Source organism: Methylobacterium sp. CCH5-D2 (genome assembly GCF_001556475.1).
Classification (GTDB): Bacteria; Pseudomonadota; Alphaproteobacteria; order Rhizobiales; family Beijerinckiaceae; genus Methylobacterium; species Methylobacterium hispanicum.
Genome location: NZ_LSIX01001112.1, coordinates 1 through 14,966, shown reverse-complemented (window position 1 = coordinate 14,966; position 14,966 = coordinate 1). Strand labels below are relative to the sequence as shown.

The following is a 14,966-nucleotide window of genomic DNA, read 5'->3' as shown; positions in this document are numbered from 1 at the left end:
GCTCGATCACACCCTTGTAGGTGTCGATCATGGTCTCGACCTGCTGGGACGTCACGTCCTGGCGGGCGAGGAGCACGTGCTCGTAGAGAGGCATTTCGGGCCTTTCATCGTGGATGAGGCCCGTGACGCGCTGCGCGGGTCGCCGGGCCGGTTCGTTCACGCTTGCCCGGCGCCAAGCCCTTCGAGCCGTGATGATGGCCCGAGCGGTTGATCGAAGGCGGAGACACGGGACGACGGGCCAAGGCCCTGTGCCGGCAGGCGGCACCGTCCGTTCAGCCCCCGGCCGGAGCGAACGCGAGGGGCGGCGCATAGGGGGTTTTTCGGGCTTTGGCAAGGGCGACGCGCGATCTTCGCGGCCTGAGCGCCCTCAGGCCTTGTCCAGTTCCGCGGCGATCGCCGAGATCACACGCGGGTCGTTCGGCTCGACCTGGGTGGCGAAGGCGCCGGCCAGGGCGCCGTTCCGGGCAACCAAGTATTTGTGGAAGTTCCAGCGCGGGGTCTCGCCCGGGCGCTGGGCGGCCGCCCAGGCGTAGAACGGGTGGGCGTTCGGCATCTTCACGCGGGTCTTGGCGGTGAGCGGGAAGGTGACGCCGTGGTTCTTGCGCGCGGCTTCCGCGATCGCCGGCCCGTCGAGCGGCTCCTGGTTTCCGAAATCCGGGGAGGGCACGCCGACGACCGCGAGGCCGCGGTCCTGGAAGCGGGTCCACAAGGCCTGGAGCCCGGAGAGCTGCCCGGCGAAGCCGCAGGCGGTCGCGGTGTTGACGACGAGGATCGGCCGGCCTTGGAACGCGGAGAGCGGCAGCGGGCCGCCCTCCGGCTTGTCGAAGGCGAAGTCCGTGGCCCGACCCTCCGCCGCGCGGGCGGGTAGGGCCAGGGCGGCACCGATCAGGACGAGGGCCTCGCGGCGCAGCAGGGGCATGGCGTCCACATCCGTATGAGCCTCGAGCCGGAGTTTGTAGCGCGATTGCCCGCCCCGTCCATGGCGGCCATTCCCTTCGCCCCGTCCGGATCTAACTTGGATCAAATCCAGGCCGCGCCGGAGCGAACGATGCCGCCCACCTACGTCACCGCCTCGGGCATGCCGCGCTACAACGGGGTCGCGCAGGCGCTGCACTGGCTGACCGCCCTCCTCGTCGCCGCGGTGCTGCCCCTCGCCTGGATCGCGACGAGCCTCGCCCGGGACGCGCCGGCCAAGGGCGACATGTTCGTGCTGCACAAGTCGGTGGGGCTGACGCTGTTCGCCCTCGTGGTCGTGCGCATCGTCTGGCGCATCCTACACCCGGCGCCGCCCGAGCCGCGCATGCCCGCCGCGCTCGCCGTGCTCGGCCGGATCAACCACTGGCTGCTCTACGCGGTCTTCCTGATCATGCCGGTGAGCGGCTACCTGCTCAGCGCGCTGGCGGGCCGCTCGACCCCGTATTTCTGGCTCTTCACCGTGCCGGGCCTGCCGAAGGACGAGGGGCTGCAGAAGATCTTCCAGTCCGTCCACCTCGCCGGGCAGTGGGCGGTCTACTTGCTGGTCGGCCTGCACGTCCTGGCGACCGTCTGGCACGTCGCCGTGCGCCGCGACGGCCTGCACGAGCGCATGATGCCGGTGCAGGATCAGGTCGGGTAGGGCGCCGACCCCGTCGGGCCTTCGAAAGGTCCGGGACCTCGCGCGGGCCCGGGGCTGAGCTCTGGTCTACGGGATGGACTTGGCAACGGTCTCAGGGCTCGACCCTGCGCAGGACGAAGGTGGTGCCGGTCTCCGGGTCGCGCCGCCAGGCCCCTTCGCCGTTCGGCACCAGGCCGACCGTGTGGCCGCGCCGGGCCGTCAGCGTCAGGCGGCCGGCGGCGAAGCTCCACCCGGCGGGCCCGAACACCTCGATCCCGCTGTCGCGGCAGCCCGGCATCAGGGACACGGCCCCACCGCCGGCGAGTTCGAGCCGGCAGACATCGCGGTCGCGGTAACGGTCGAGCGCGTAGAGGCCGGGCTCGGGGGCGCCCGCCGCGGGCGCGGGGAGGGCGGCCGGAGCCGACTGTCCGGCGACGCTGGAGGCGGCCTCCGATGGCGGCGCTGCAGAGGGCAGGGCCGCTTCGGGCGCGGGCGGACGCATCGCCGCGATATCGAGGGGCACGAAGCTGTAGACCTCGCCGCTCTCCGCCTTCGCGCCGTAGCTGCCCCGGTCGGGCCGGGGGGTGAAGATCAGGAGCGGGCGCACGTTCTTGTCGACGAGGCGCACGCCGCCCTCTGTGTAGAGCCAGCCGACCATGGTGGCGGTGAGCGGCAGCGCCCTCCGGCAGCCCGCCGGGAAGGCGAGCTTGCGCCCCACCGGCCCGTTGTCGAGGCCGAGCGTCATCACGCAGCGCCGGTTCGTCCCGTCGCGGGAGAGGTCCCAGGTACCGGGGACGCCGGTGAATCGATCCGGCAGGCGATCGGCCGGCGGCGGAGAGGTCGGCTGTGCCTCCGGCGCGGCGGGCGTGAGGTCCGGTGGCGCGGAAGGCAGCAGGGGCGGGAACTGCGGCGGCTGGGCGGGGATCGCCTCCTGCGCCGCGGCCGCGCCGAGGCCCAGCAGGGCAGCGAGGGCCGCGAGGGGGAGCTGTCTCACGCCTCGACCTTCCGGGATGTCTCGGGGCCGGGCGCCTCGGATGGCTCGGCGCCGGCCTTCCAGGGCGTCTCCGCCACCGGGGTCAGGGGCCCGCGCCCCTCGAACCACGAGAGCAGGTTGTCGGCCACGAGCCGGCCCATCGCCGCGCGGGTGTGGTGCGAGGCGGAGCCGACATGCGGCAGCAGTACCGCGTTGTCGCACGCCACGAGGTCCGCCGGCACGTGCGGCTCGTCCGCGAACACGTCGAGCCCGGCCGCCTGGATCGTGCCGTCCGCCAGCGCCGCCGCCAGCGCCGCCTCGTCCACGAGGCTGCCGCGGGCGACGTTGATCAGGACGCCCTCCGGCCCGAGCCCCCGGAGCACCGCGGCGTCGATGAGCCCCGCGGTCCCGGGGCCGCCCGGCGCCACCACGATCAGCACGTGCACGGCCTCGGCGAGGCCGACGAGGGTGGGGTGGTAGGCGTAGGGCACGTCCGCCTGCCGCGAGCGGCCGTGATAGGCGATCTCGACCCCGAACCCTTCGAGCCGGCGCGCGATGGCGCGCCCGATCCGGCCGAGGCCGAGGATGCCGATCCGGCGCCCGCGCAAGGACGGCGAGAGCGGGAAGGGCGCCTGCGGCCAGCGTCCGGCCCGAAGGTAGCGGTCCGCCTGGGGGATCCGGCGGAGCGTGGCGAGCAGGAGGCCGAGGGTCAGGTCGGCCACCTCGTCGGTGAGCACGTCCGGCGTGTTGGTGACGACGACGCCCCGGGCGGCGGCCGCCCGCGCATCCACCGTGTCGTAGCCGACGCCGAAATTGGCGACGATCTCCAGCTTCGGCAGCCGGTCCATCAGGCCGCCGTCGACCGGCGTCTGCGCGCCGACCGCGAGGCCGCGGATGCGGGGCGCGACCTCTCTCAGCAGCGCCTCCGGGTCGGCGGCGCCGTCGACCCGGTGCAGGGTGAGGCGGGCACCCAGCGCCTCCGCCACGACCGGGTGCATCGGCCGGAGCATCAGGATCTCGGGCGGGGCGGGCTCGCTCACGGTTGGGACTCCGGCTGGCGCGCGGGGCACGCCTATCCCTCCACATACCGCATCCGGGCCGGTTGTCGCCGCCCGCGCGCGGCACCCGTGCGACAGAAGCCGGCCAGCCATCCCGCGGCGGCGGCGCGGCGCCTCTTCCGATTCTCGCCTCGGACCCCTACTAAGAGAGGTTCCAAGCCGGGTGCATCGGGTGCCCCGGTCGGTCCCCACAGCGAACTCCAAGCCATGGCAAGCCCGCGCACGCTCTACGACAAGATCTGGGACGACCACGTCGTCGATGTTCAGCCGGACGGCACCAGCCTCCTCTACATCGACCGCCACCTCGTGCACGAGGTGACGAGCCCCCAGGCGTTCGAGGGCCTGCGCGTGGCCGGCCGCCGGGTGCGCCATCCCGAGAAGACGCTGGCGGTCGTGGACCACAACGTCCAGACCTCGGACCGGCGCGCGGGGATCGAGGATCCGGAGAGCCGCACGCAGCTCGAGGCGCTGGCCGAGAACGTGCGCGACTTCGGCATCGAGTTCTACGACGCGCTGGATCGCCGCCAGGGCATCGTCCACATCATCGGGCCGGAGCAGGGCTTCACGCTTCCCGGCCAGACGATCGTGTGCGGCGACTCGCACACCTCGACGCACGGCGCCTTCGGGGCGCTGGCCCACGGCATCGGCACGTCCGAAGTCGAGCACGTGCTCGCCACCCAGACGCTGGTGCAGAAGAAGGCCCGGAACATGCGGGTCACGGTCGACGGCGCGCTGCCGCCGGGCGTCACCGCGAAGGACATCATCCTGGCGATCATCGGCGAGATCGGCACGGCCGGCGGCACCGGGCACGTCATCGAGTACGCGGGCGAGGCCATCCGCGCCCTCTCGATGGAGGGCCGGATGACGATCTGCAACATGACGGTCGAGGGCGGGGCGCGGGCCGGCATGGTCGCGCCCGACGAGACCACCTTCGCGTACGTGAAGGGCCGCCCGAAGGCGCCGCAGGGCGCGGCCTTCGACGCGGCGCGGCGCTACTGGGAGAGCCTCGTCAGCGACGAGGGCGCCCATTTCGACCGCGAGGTGCGGCTGGATGCGGGGAACCTCCCCCCGATCGTCAGCTGGGGCACCAGCCCCGAGGATGTGATCTCGATCCAGGGCCTCGTGCCGGATCCGGCCCGGATCGCCGACGAGAACAAGCGGCAGTCGAAGGAGAAGGCGCTGGCCTATATGGGCCTGACGCCGGGCACCAAGATCACCGACATCACCCTGGACCGGGTCTTCATCGGCTCTTGCACCAACGGACGCATCGAGGACCTGCGCGAGGTCGCGCGGGTCGTCGGCGACCGCAAGGTGCACCAGAGCGTGTCGGCGATGATCGTGCCGGGCTCCGGGCTGGTGAAGGCGCAGGCCGAGGCGGAAGGGCTCGACAAGATCCTGAAGGCGGCGGGCTTCGACTGGCGCGAGCCCGGCTGCTCGATGTGCCTCGGCATGAACCCGGACAAGCTGCGGCCGGGCGAGCGCTGCGCCTCGACCTCGAACCGCAATTTCGAGGGCCGCCAGGGCCCGCGCGGGCGCACGCACCTCGTCTCCCCGGCGATGGCCGCCGCCGCGGCGGTGGCCGGCCGCTTCGTCGACATCCGCGAGTGGCCGCAGGGCTGATCGCCCTGTCCTGATCGTTGCCGAAGCCCGCCCCGGCCGAACGGGGCGGGCTTTTTCGTTGCGCGACACCCGGCCGGATGCGCCGCCGCCCGCGCGGCGTTCGGCTCCGCCGCCGGAGATCGATCCCGGGGGCCCCACACGAAACGGTCACGATCGCCTGACATCACCCGCCCGGCAGGGGCGGCCCGTCCCGCTTGCGGCGCGCCGGTTCCTGGCGCATCAGGGTCGCCGATCCGGGGACGAGAGTGCCATGAAGAAGATCAGCGAGTTCATCTGGCCGCTCGTCGGCCTCGCGGCCGTCGTCGTCTCCGGCTACTTCCTCTACCAGGAACTGAAGTCCACCTCGCTCTCGGCGATCTGGGGCGCGATCCTGGCGATCCCGCCGCACCGGATCCTGCTGGCGCTGGTCTCGACCCTCGTCGCCTACGCGGCGCTGGCCTGGTACGACCGGATCGCGCTGCTGCATCTCGGCGTGCGCCACATCTCGTGGCTGTTCGTCTCGCTCTGCTCCTTCACCACCTACGCGCTCTCGCACAATATCGGCGCCTCGGTCTTCTCGGGCGCGCTGGTGCGCTACCGGGCCTACACCGCCAAGGGGCTCTCGGCCGCGCAGGTCGCGGTGCTGGTGGCGCTGTGCTCCTTCACCTTCTTCCTCGGCACGGTGTCGCTCGGCGGCCTGACCCTCGTCCTCGACCCGCACCTGCTCTCGCGGCTCGAGGGCAAGCTCCCGGCCGTCTTCACCGACCCGAAGACCGCGCTCGTCGTCGGCATCGGCATGCTGGCCTTCGTGGCGCTCTACGTCGCCGGCTCTGTCCTGCGCCTGCCGCCGCTGCACATCCGCGCGTTCAAGCTGGAATATCCGCGCCCCGGCATCATGGGCCGCCAGCTGATCGCCGCGCCGCTGGAACTGCTGGGCGCGGCCGGCATCATCTACTTCGCGCTCCCCGAGTCGATGGGTGTCGACTTCCTGACCGTTCTGGCGATCTTCCTGGCCTCGTTCTCGCTGGCGCTCGCCTCGCACGCGCCCGGCGGTCTCGGGGTGTTCGAGCTGGTCTTCATCACGGCGATGCAGATCACCGACGCCGCCCAGAAGGACGCCGTCATCGCTGCGGTGATCGTCTTCCGGGTGTTCTATCTCTGGCTGCCGCTGCTCGCCTCGATCGTGATCGTGCTGATGTTCGAGCGTTCGCGCCTCGCGGCCGCGGTCGGCAGGAACGAGACGCCGGCCGTGCCAGAGCCTCCGGTGACCGCCCCGGGCCTCGATGCCCACGAGATCGAGCACAAGCTCAAGGAGAAGGCGGTCTGAGGATCGCCGCGGCCGCAGGGCCATCCCCGTAACCCGGCGAGGCCTGGACCGCCGTCGATTCGTCGCCTTGCAAGCGCCGTCCGGCCCCGCTACCGCAGACCCGGAGATCGTCCGACCATCAGCGGAGCCAGTCACGACATGATCACGCGGCGCGACGCTTTGAAACTCACCGGGCTCGCCGTGGGCGCGGCCGTCATCCTGCCGAAGCTCGGCCTGCCGGCCCTGGCGCAGGGCGTGGACGCCGCCGCGCTGATGCAGCCCGGCCCGCTCGGCGACGTCTGGCTGGGTCCGAAGGACGCGAAGGTCACGATCATCGAGTACGCCTCGATGACCTGCTCGCACTGCGCCGCCTTCCACCGCACCACCTGGCCGGCGCTCAAGGAGCGCTACATCGACACCGGCAAGGTGCGCTTCACCCTGCGCGAGTTCCCGCTCGATCCGCTGGCCACCGCGGCCTTCATGCTGGCGCGCTGCGACGGCGACGCGAAGTACTACCCCATCACCGACCTGCTCTTCGACCAGCAGCAGGCCTGGGCCTTCCAGCAGAAGCCCGTGGACGCCCTGGAGCAGATGCTGCGCCAAGCCGGCATCAGCAAGGAGAAGTTCGAGGCCTGCCTGAAGGACCAGAAGCTCTACGACGGCGTGAACGCCACGAAGCAGCGCGGCCTCGACACCTTCAAGGTCGATTCCACCCCGACCTTCTTCATCAACGGCGAGCGCTACAAGGGCGAGATGACGATCGACGGGATGGAGAAGGTGATCAAGCCGATCCTCGGGGCCTGAGCGCCGCGGCGACGCTTATCGAGGGCCAAGCTGTCCCGGCGGGCCCGGAAAACGCCAAAACATCAACTTTCGCAGTGACTTGGTTGATGTTGTCCGTGCCTTGACACGCCATAGGGGCGAAACTATGGTGCGCCGCGCTTGAAGGGGGCAAGCCTCGTTTCCGGGTCCTCTCGACACTGTGAGGTCGCGCCGTGAGCGGCAACGACACCAAGGGCGAGGGGCAGGGAGACCGGGCACCCACGGACAGCGAACTCTCCGCGAGGCTCAGACGTCTCGAGACGCAGATCGACGGCAAGCGGCCCGCGGCCTCTTCCGATCCTTCGCCGCGTCCAGGGCCGTCCGCGCACTCCTCCCTCGGGCAGGCGATGACGCTCTCCACGGAGTTCATCGCCGCCATCATCGCGGGCGGAATCCTCGGTTGGCTGTGCGACCATTTCCTCGGGACGAAACCCTGGGGGATGATCGTCCTTGTGCTGCTGGGGTTCGTGACGGGCGTCTACAACATCATGCGTCTGTCCGGCTTCTCGGGGACGAACGGCCCCGGGGGCCCAAAAGATCGCAAAGGCCCTTGAGGGTCGACACGGATTCGGGTTAGCCGCCCGGGGCGGGCCGCCAAGGCCGCCCGAGCGCGCGAGGGAGCAGAAGCAAGAGCATGGCGGCCAGCATCGACCCGATCCACCAGTTCGAGCTGAAGCCGCTCGTCTCGCTGGGCCATATCGGCAACCAGGAAATCGCCTTCACCCAGTCGGCGCTCTACATGTTCGCCGCCGTCGGCGTCATCGCCTTCATCACCATCGTGGCCACTGCCGGCCGCTCGGTGGTGCCGGGCCGGATGCAGGCGCTGGCCGAGGTCTTCTACGAGTTCATCGCCGATACGCTGCACCAGGCGACCGGCGACAAGGAGCAGCGCTTCCTGCCGCTCGTCTTCTCGCTGTTCATGTTCGTGCTCATCCTGAACCTGTTCGGGATGATCCCCTATGCCTTCGCGGTGACCAGCCACCTGATCATCACCTTCGGCCTCGCCTTCCTGGTGATCTCGACGGTCGTGATCTACGGCGTGATGAAGCACGGCAGCCACTTCCTCGGCCTGTTCATCCCGGCGGGCGTGCCCAAGCCCCTCCTGCTGATCATGGTGCCGATCGAGATCGTCTCGTTCATCTCGCGCCCGATCAGCCTCTCGGTCCGTCTCTTCGCCAACATCCTGGCGGGCCACATCGCGCTCAAGATCTTCGCCTTCTTCGTCGCGCAGCTCCTGCTCGCCGGCGCCTGGAGCATCCTCTCCCCGCTCCCGCTCTTCCTCACCATCGCGCTGACGGCCCTGGAATTCCTAGTGGCGGCCCTGCAGGCCTACGTCTTCGCGACGCTGACGGCGGTCTACCTCGCCGACGCCCTTCACCCCGGCCACTGAGAACCCTCGGCCGGCCTCCCTCCGCGCAACGAAAATCGTTCGAAACCTCAGGAGTTACTCATGGATCCCGTCGCTGCGAAGTACATCGGCGCCGGTCTCGCCTGCCTCGGCATGGCGGGCGCGGGCATCGGCCTCGGCAACCTGTTCGGCCAGTTCTACGCCGGCGCGCTTCGCAACCCCTCGGCCGCCGACAGCCAGCGCACCAACCTGCTTCTCGGCTTCGCGCTGACCGAGGCGCTCGGCATCTTCTCGCTGCTCGTCGCGCTGCTCCTCCTCTTCGCCGTCTGAGGCGGGATCGCTCCGTCGCCGCGGGTCCGCCGCGGCGACGGGCACGGCTCAGGTGTTCCCCGCAAAGCTCCCGATCCCGACGGATCCCACTCCGGCCACGGCGACGCGGCGGGAGCTTCGCGAGAGACACCGAGCGCTCGGGCTAGACCTGCGAGCGCTCGATTGTTTTCACACTCCTTTCAGGACGGGACCATGGCGCAGCCGAACCCTCTCACCACTCCGCCGCCCGGGACCGACACCTACGCGGGCAAGGGCGAGATCCTGCACCCGGCCGAGAAGCACGCCTTCCCGCCCTTCGAGACCCATACCTTCCTGGCGCAGATCGTCTGGCTCGCGCTGGCCTTCGGCCTGCTCTACTACCTGATGTCGAAGATCGCGCTGCCGCGCATCCAGGGCATCCTGCACGATCGCGCCACCCGGCTCTCGGCCGACCTCGACGAGGCCCAGCGCATGAAGTCCGAGGCCGATGCCGCGGGCGCGGCCTACGAGAAGTCGCTCGCCGACGCGCAGGGCAAGGCCCGCGAGATTGCCCAGGAGACCCGCAACGCGCTCTCGGCCGAGGCCGAGACCAAGCGCAAGACGCTGGAGGCCGAGCTGAACCAGCGTCTGGCCGCCTCCGAGACCACCATCCGCGGCCGCACCGAGCAGGCCATGGGCAACGTCCGCACCATCGCGGGCGAGACCGCGACCGCCATCGTCGAGCGCCTCACCGGCCAGGCCCCCGACCAGGCCAGCGTCGAGCGCGCCCTCAACGCCACCGCGCACTGAGTAGGAACCCACAACCATGCTGCTCACCGCGGAATTCTGGGTCCTCGTCGCCTTCGTGGTCTTCCTGGCGCTCGCCGCCAAGGCCGGGGCCTTCGGCGCGATGACCAAGGGGCTCGACAGCCGCGCCAAGCGCGTGCGCAACGAACTCGACGAGGCCAAGCGCCTGCGCGAAGAGGCCGCCGCCGTGCTGGCGGACTACAAGCGCCGCCGCACCGAGGCCGAGCGGGAGGCCGAGGCGATCGTCGCGAGCGCCCGCGAGGAGGCCGAGCGTGCCGCCGCCGAGGGTCATCAGCGCCTGAACGACTTCGTGGCCCGCCGCACCAAGGCGGCCGAGTCGAAGATCGCCCAGGCCGAGGCTCAGGCCGAGGCCCAGGTCCGCGCCGCCGCGGCGGATGCCGCCGTGAAGGTCTCCGAGACCATCCTGCGCGAGCGGATGCAGGGCGACGCCGCCCAGAACCTGATCCGGTCGAGCCTCGGCGAGGTCCGGACCCGCCTGCGGGCCTGAAGCGCGCCAAACTGCGAATCGGAAAGGGTCGCCCGGGGGGCGGCCCTTTCTCGTTTCGGGATGTCCGATACGGGCACGCTGCCTCAGCGCCTCAAGCTGTAGCTCCTCCCTCCCTCCGCTCGGCGGGGAGAGGGATACAGCAACACGCGAAGGGACCGGCCGGAAGCCGCATGACGCCTCAGCGCGTCGTCGCGCCGTGGGTCTGGCCCGGCGCCGGGGCGGTACCCGTCTGCCGGCCCGGCTCCTCGCGCGCCACGTCGGTCGTCTTCGGCAGGCCGGCGGTCGCGGGCGCGCTCGGATCACCGAGGCCCCCGGACGCCGCGCCCGCGGCGCTCGCCGTGCCCAGGCCGCTCGCGCTGCTGGACGCCGTCCCGTCCGTCGCGCCGCCGCCCGTCCAGCCCTCGGCGCGCCAGCCCTGGGCGCGCTCGTCGAGGTCGATCGAGCCGTGCTTGTCGAGGATCGCCAGCGCCCGGTCGGCCAGCCCGTCATCGACGCGCGCGGTGACCAGGGTGCCGCCGCGGCGCACGCCCTCCGCGTAGGTCTCGGCCTCGTGCTGGCTGAGCCCGGCGCCGGTGAGGCCGCCGATCAGGCCGCCGGCCGCCGCGCCGACGCCGGCTCCCGTCACGGTTGCGACGAGCCAGCCCGCCGCCACCACCGGGCCGACGCCCGGTATCGCCAGAAGCCCCAGACCGGCGAGCAGGCCGGCGCCGCCGCCCAGTACCGTGCCGAGCGTCGCGCCCGTGCCGGCGCCGTCCGCCGCGTCCGATTCCTCGGCCGCGGGGCGGGCGGTGGGCGTGCGCCCGCCGATCCGATTCTTGGGATCGCTCGCGACGATGCTGATGTCGCTGTGCGGGATGCCCTCCGCCTCCAGCTTGTCGACGGCGCGGGCCGCCGCCTCGTAATCGTCGAACAGGGCCGTGACGGCGCGTGTGGCCATGGTCTGTCTCCGGGTCTGTGTGGGGCGGGCCGCCGCTACTGGGCGGCGACGTTGCCGCGGTAATCCATGCCGATCCGAACCTGCTTGCCCGCGTGGGTGGCGGTGCCCTGCCAGATGCCCTGGTCGGTCTTCTTCAGGTCGGTGATCTCGGCAAAGCCCATCTTGGCGAAGCGCTCGCGCACCTGGGCCTCGGTGAAGCTGTTGGCGCCGGGCTGGAGCGGCTCGCCGACCGCGCCCTGTCCGTGCGGCGCCTCGGGGGCCGCCTGCGGTCTGGCCTGCGGCTCCTGCGCGGAGGCGCCGGTCACGATGAGGGCCAGAAGGGCTGCGGGCAGGAGCGGGCTGCGCATCGGCGGCGATCCTCGTGGGGGCGATCGGTGTGGCGCCGCCGGGCCTCGATTCCGTGCGCTGTCCCGTGGCGGCCTGTTCCGTCACAAGCCCCGGGCGCGCGCCGGGGTTCCGATTAACGTCCCGCTAACCATGCACCCGGCAAATCTTGCCGTGTCCGTCCGGAGCCGGAGGCTCCGGGCGCGAGGGCGGGTGAGAGACCGGGCATGAGCGACACGGCCACAATGCCGGCCAAGGGCGGGATCGGGGGCGCGCTCTCCGGCTTCACGATGCCCAATCGCGGGGACCTCCAGGCGCTGTCCAAGCGCTCGGACCTGTTCTTCGCCACCGCCGTGATGGGCATCCTGGCGGTGCTGATCTTCCCGCTGCCCGCGGTGCTGCTCGACCTGCTGCTCGCCGTCTCGATCATCATGTCGGTGCTGATCATGATGACGGGCCTGTTCATCGACAACCCGCTCGAATTCACCGTCTTCCCGACCTTGCTCCTCATCGCCACCATGCTGCGGCTGGCGCTGAACCTCGCCTCGACGCGCCTGATCCTCGGCCACGGCCACGAGGGCACGGCGGCGGCCGGCCACGTCATCGAGGCCTTCGGCAACTTCGTGATGGGGGGCAATTTCGTCATCGGGATCATCGTGTTCGCGATCCTGATCATCGTGAACTTCGTCGTCATCACGAAGGGCTCGGGCCGCATCGCCGAGGTCGCGGCGCGCTTCACCCTCGACGCGATGCCCGGCAAGCAGATGGCGATCGACGCCGACCTCTCGGCGGGGCTGATCGACGAGAAGGCGGCCAAGGCCCGGCGCGCGGCGCTGGAGGAGGAATCCTCGTTCTTCGGTGCGATGGACGGCGCCTCGAAATTCGTGCGCGGCGACGCGGTAGCGGCGCTGCTCATCACCTTCATCAACGTGATCGGCGGCATCATCATCGGTGTGGCCCAGCAGGGCATGCCCTTCGGCGCGGCGGCCAAGAGCTACACGCTGCTCACCATCGGCGACGGCCTCGCCTCTCAGGTGCCCGCGCTGATCGTCTCGACGGCGGCCGGCATCCTGGTCTCGAAGGCGGGCGTGAAGGGCTCGGCCGACAAGGCGCTCGGCAAGCAGCTCGCGCACTACCCGAAGGCGCTCGGCATGTCGGCGGGCGTCATGATCCTGATCGGCTTCCTGCCCGGCATGCCGATCCTGCCCTTCCTGCTGCTCTCGGGCGGCGCCGGCTACGCCGCGTGGCGCATCGCCAAGACCGCCAAGGAGGCGCCGCCCCTCGACGCGGACGGAAAGCCCGCCGATCCGGCAGCCGCGGCCGCCGCCAAGGAGGAGACGGTCACCGACCTGCTCAAGCTCGACGACCTGAAGCTGGAGATGGGCTACGCGCTGCTCGCGCTCGTCAACGGCGAGGCCGGCGACCGGCTCACCGACCAGATCAAGGCGCTGCGCCGCCAACTCGCGGCGGAACTCGGCTTCGTGATGCCCTCGGTGCGTATCCTCGACAACGTCCAGCTCGAGGCCAACGCCTACGTGGTGCGGGTGAAGGAGATCGAGGCCGGCACCGGCAAGATCTTCCCCGGCCAGTTCATGGCGATGGATCCGATGGGCGGCCAGGTGCAGCTGCCCGGCCAGCACATGCTGGAACCGACCTTCGGCCTGCCCGCCACCTGGATCGACGCGGGGCTTCGCGACCAGGCCCAGCTCAAGGGGTACACGGTGGTCGATGCCGCGACCGTGGTCTCGACGCACCTCACCGAGATCATCAAGGCGCACGTCTCGGAACTCCTCAACCACGTCGAGGTGCAGAAGCTTCTGCGCGAGCTACCGAAGGAACACGGCGAGCTCCTGAAGGAGGTGGTGCCGGCCCAGATCTCCACGACCGGCATCCAGCGCGTGCTGCAGTTCCTGCTCGCCGAGCGGGTCTCGATCCGCGATCTCGGGGCGATCATCGAGGGGATCGCCGAGGTGGCGGGCGCGGTGAAGAACCCGCGCGACATCGTGGAACACGTGCGCGCCCGCCTGGGTCGCCAGATCTGCGCGCAGTACCAGGGGCCGGACGGCATGCTGCCGATCATCACCCTGTCGCCGGCCTGGGAGCAGGCCTTCCTCGACTCGATCGTGGGCGAGCGCGAGGAGCGCTACCTCGCGATGCAGCCCTCGAAGCTCTCCGAGTTCGTCAACACGGTGCGCGACCGCTTCGAGCAGGCGGCCCGGCTCGGCGAGATGCCGGTCCTCGTCACCTCGGCGCAGTCCCGGCCCTTCGTGCGCTCGATCATCGAGCGCTTCCGCCGCGAGACCCCGGTGATGAGCCAGGCCGAGATCCACCCGCGGGCGCGGCTCAGGACGGTGGGATCGATCTGAGACCCGCTACTCGGCCAGATCCAGAAAATGCCGTCCCGCCCGGTCGTCGATCTCGATGATCCAGAGATCCGAGTCGAACCGCGCCTCCTTCGCCAGCCGCTCCTCGACGTCGAGGGGCGTCGAGCCCTGGAGGAGCGGGCTGAAGCGGCGGTCGCCCGAATTCTCGTCGTCGAACAGGGCCTGCGGGGCGGGGCCATAGAGGTCGGCGCTGCCGTCGAGGCGATCGACCTTCACGAAGATCGAACCGGCCTCCGCGGCGCCGCGGCGGCGCAGCACGGCCGGGATGTTCGCCACGTCGAGGCGGCGCAGATGGGCGGAGACGAAGAAGTCGGAGCGCAGGCGCGGCATCGGGAACCCTCGGGACGCGCCGGGATGCGCGCCCCCGCGCGGCGATGCAAGCCGTGCCTCGCGCCGGACCTCAGCCCTGTCCGGCCTTCTGGGACAGTTCGCGCAGCGTCCGGCCCGCCGGCTCGCCCTTCACCGGCAGCTTTGCGGCCCGCTCGAACTTCTCGATCGCCGCCCGGGTCCCCGGGCCCATCAGGCCGTCGGCCTTGAGCGGGCCGTAGCCGAGCTTGTTCAGGGCCCGCTGGGCCTGGATCACGGCGGTGTCCTTCGGGCTCACCGAGGCCGTGGTCTCCTCGGAGCGGATCAGCGCGGCGATCGGGTCGGGCTTGGCTTCAGGCTTGGCCGCCTCCCTGCGCGGCTCCGGTCTCGCTTCGGCGGTCCGGACGGGCTCGGCCGGTCGCTGCACCTCCGGGGGACGCTCGGGCGCAGGTCTTGCGGCCTCCCTCGGCAGCGGCGCCTTGGCCGAGGCGACCACCGCCGGCTTCGGCAGGATCGGGGCCGGGTGGCGGCCCGCCTGCGAGCCCAGCGCGTTCACGCAGACCGCCGCGACGGCGCCCAGTACCGCCAGCGAGCCCAGAACGCTGCCGGGCTGGGTCCGGCAGAGGCGCACGGTCCCGCCGAGCCCGGAGAGGGCGAGCCCCCGCCAGTCCGGCGTGGGCTGCCGCCGCCGGGGTGCGGGGCGCCTCGGGGC

Annotated in this window: 17 protein-coding genes and 1 pseudogene; 10 read left to right on the top strand and 8 right to left on the bottom strand. The window is 71.2% G+C overall.

Features of this window, described 5'->3' with window-relative positions; translation table 11 throughout:
* Both AX737_RS37150 and AX737_RS37155 read right to left on the bottom strand, forming a co-directional pair.
* Window positions 1-94: pseudogene (locus AX737_RS37150) on the bottom strand (30S ribosomal protein S6); the annotation flags it as partial.
* A gap of 273 nt (window positions 95-367) precedes the next feature.
* Window positions 368-919 carry a glutathione peroxidase gene (locus AX737_RS37155; RefSeq protein ID WP_066922427.1) on the bottom strand — a complete coding sequence of 184 codons (552 nt, stop codon included), beginning with the start codon at window positions 917-919 and terminating at the stop codon, window positions 368-370.
* A 129-nt stretch (window positions 920-1,048) separates the two neighbouring features.
* On the opposite strand from AX737_RS37155, the gene AX737_RS37160 reads away from it, so the two are divergent.
* Entirely contained in the window at window positions 1,049-1,615 is a 567-nt protein-coding gene (locus AX737_RS37160) for a cytochrome b (protein ID WP_156453722.1), read from the top strand.
* Window positions 1,616-1,706: 91 nt separating this feature from the next.
* Here the strand turns inward: AX737_RS37160 and AX737_RS37165 are convergent, their stop codons facing one another.
* Both AX737_RS37165 and AX737_RS37170 read right to left on the bottom strand, forming a co-directional pair.
* Window positions 1,707-2,588, bottom strand: coding sequence for an AprI/Inh family metalloprotease inhibitor (locus tag AX737_RS37165; protein ID WP_066922430.1), 882 nt, complete (start codon window positions 2,586-2,588; stop codon window positions 1,707-1,709).
* A complete protein-coding gene (locus AX737_RS37170) occupies window positions 2,585-3,577 on the bottom strand; it encodes a 2-hydroxyacid dehydrogenase (RefSeq protein ID WP_066922454.1) in 993 nt (330 codons plus the stop codon). Before AX737_RS37170 ends, AX737_RS37165 begins: the two co-directional genes overlap by 4 nt.
* Window positions 3,578-3,832: 255 nt before the next feature.
* Between AX737_RS37170 and leuC the strand changes: the two genes are divergently transcribed.
* The 8 genes from leuC (at window position 3,833) to AX737_RS37210 (ending at window position 10,303) form a co-directional block, all read left to right on the top strand.
* Window positions 3,833-5,245 (top strand): 3-isopropylmalate dehydratase large subunit, encoded by a 1,413-nt coding sequence (gene leuC / locus AX737_RS37175; RefSeq protein ID WP_066922432.1) that lies wholly within the window; start codon window positions 3,833-3,835, stop codon window positions 5,243-5,245.
* Window positions 5,246-5,495: 250 nt separating this feature from the next.
* The gene (locus tag AX737_RS37180; protein ID WP_066922434.1) at window positions 5,496-6,551 is read left to right on the top strand and encodes a lysylphosphatidylglycerol synthase domain-containing protein; all 1,056 of its coding nucleotides are present in this window, start codon (window positions 5,496-5,498) and stop codon (window positions 6,549-6,551) included.
* Window positions 6,552-6,689: 138 nt separating this feature from the next.
* Window positions 6,690-7,334 (top strand): thioredoxin domain-containing protein, encoded by a 645-nt coding sequence (locus AX737_RS37185; RefSeq protein WP_066922436.1) that lies wholly within the window; start codon window positions 6,690-6,692, stop codon window positions 7,332-7,334.
* Window positions 7,335-7,525: 191 nt separating this feature from the next.
* Entirely contained in the window at window positions 7,526-7,906 is a 381-nt protein-coding gene (locus AX737_RS37190) for an AtpZ/AtpI family protein (RefSeq protein WP_066922438.1), read from the top strand.
* An 80-nt stretch (window positions 7,907-7,986) separates the two neighbouring features.
* Window positions 7,987-8,742, top strand: coding sequence for a F0F1 ATP synthase subunit A (locus tag AX737_RS37195; RefSeq protein WP_066922440.1), 756 nt, complete (start codon window positions 7,987-7,989; stop codon window positions 8,740-8,742).
* Window positions 8,743-8,802: 60 nt separating this feature from the next.
* Window positions 8,803-9,030 carry a F0F1 ATP synthase subunit C gene (locus AX737_RS37200; RefSeq protein ID WP_066922442.1) on the top strand — a complete coding sequence of 76 codons (228 nt, stop codon included), beginning with the start codon at window positions 8,803-8,805 and terminating at the stop codon, window positions 9,028-9,030.
* 192 nt (window positions 9,031-9,222) lie between these two features.
* The gene (locus tag AX737_RS37205; RefSeq protein WP_066922444.1) at window positions 9,223-9,798 is read left to right on the top strand and encodes an ATP synthase subunit B; all 576 of its coding nucleotides are present in this window, start codon (window positions 9,223-9,225) and stop codon (window positions 9,796-9,798) included.
* A 19-nt stretch (window positions 9,799-9,817) separates the two neighbouring features.
* Window positions 9,818-10,303, top strand: coding sequence for an ATP F0F1 synthase subunit B (locus AX737_RS37210; protein WP_197430585.1), 486 nt, complete (start codon window positions 9,818-9,820; stop codon window positions 10,301-10,303).
* 178 nt (window positions 10,304-10,481) lie between these two features.
* Here the strand turns inward: AX737_RS37210 and AX737_RS37215 are convergent, their stop codons facing one another.
* On the bottom strand, window positions 10,482-11,240 hold the full coding sequence (locus AX737_RS37215) for a general stress protein (protein ID WP_238229319.1): 759 nt from the start codon (window positions 11,238-11,240) through the stop codon (window positions 10,482-10,484).
* Window positions 11,241-11,275: 35 nt separating this feature from the next.
* Window positions 11,276-11,587: a hypothetical protein gene (locus tag AX737_RS37220; RefSeq protein ID WP_066922448.1), complete on the bottom strand. Its 312-nt coding sequence runs from the start codon at window positions 11,585-11,587 to the stop codon at window positions 11,276-11,278.
* A gap of 204 nt (window positions 11,588-11,791) precedes the next feature.
* Here AX737_RS37220 and flhA point away from each other — a divergent pair, with 204 nt between their 5' ends.
* Window positions 11,792-13,930 (top strand): flagellar biosynthesis protein FlhA, encoded by a 2,139-nt coding sequence (gene flhA / locus AX737_RS37225; protein WP_066922450.1) that lies wholly within the window; start codon window positions 11,792-11,794, stop codon window positions 13,928-13,930.
* A gap of 6 nt (window positions 13,931-13,936) precedes the next feature.
* On the opposite strand, the gene AX737_RS37230 is transcribed toward flhA, so the two are convergent.
* Window positions 13,937-14,278, bottom strand: a complete 342-nt coding sequence (locus AX737_RS37230; protein WP_066922452.1) for a DUF1491 family protein — start codon at window positions 14,276-14,278, stop codon at window positions 13,937-13,939.
* Between the two features lie 70 nt (window positions 14,279-14,348).
* Window positions 14,349-14,966 (bottom strand): peptidoglycan-binding domain-containing protein (locus AX737_RS37235; protein WP_066922456.1); only part of this gene is annotated, 618 nt, incomplete at its 5' end.